This window comes from Paenibacillus radicis (ex Gao et al. 2016) (assembly GCF_014641555.1).
In the GTDB taxonomy this organism is placed as follows: Bacteria; Bacillota; Bacilli; order Paenibacillales; family Paenibacillaceae; genus Pristimantibacillus; species Pristimantibacillus radicis.
The window spans coordinates 1-605 of sequence record NZ_BMHY01000040.1 but is presented as its reverse complement, the minus strand read 5'-3'; the positions used below and the strand labels follow the sequence as shown (position 1 = coordinate 605).

Sequence of the window (605 nt, the reverse complement as noted above, 5' to 3'; positions counted from 1 at the left end):
CCACGTCCTTCTTCGGCTCCTAGTGCCTAGGCATCCTCCGTGCGCTCTTACTAGCTTAACCAACGCTCCGTTTAATCAGGGCGTTGCTGCTATTCTACTTCGTTGTTATCGGTTCATGCTGCCATTCTTGATTCTTCATTCATCGCAAAGCGATTCATAAGAAACCTTCGAAAAGTCATCCTGAACTCGAAACAACTCCATCGAAAAATCAGCGACACCGATTTAAACTTCGCTTACTCTTTCTAAAGAAGAAAGAATCAATTCGCTAAAGGATGTTTCATTTCATTTCGCTATCCAGTTTTCAAGGTGCAAGTGTTTTGCGTTGCGTTTGCTTCGAAGTAAATCTTCAGCAAAGACACAACATTCAAAACTTGATGGTTTTGTTGGTGGAGCCAAGGAGGATCGAACTCCTGACCTCCTGCTTGCAAGGCAGGCGCTCTCCCAGCTGAGCTATGGCCCCAAGCAAATTCCATCAAAGCTGAACAAATGTAATCACGTCTGACGCAGCTGCGCCGTTAATCCGCACTATTTATCCGATTATCTACGTAATCGGGTATTTCCTTAGAAAGGAGGTGATCCAGCCGCACCTTCCGATACGGCTACCT

General features: G+C 45.6%; 1 tRNA gene. It reads right to left on the bottom strand.

The features are described from left to right. Nucleotides 1-384 precede the first annotated feature (384 nt). Nucleotides 385-460, bottom strand: a tRNA-Ala gene (locus tag IEX98_RS28980). Nucleotides 461-605 lie beyond the last annotated feature (145 nt).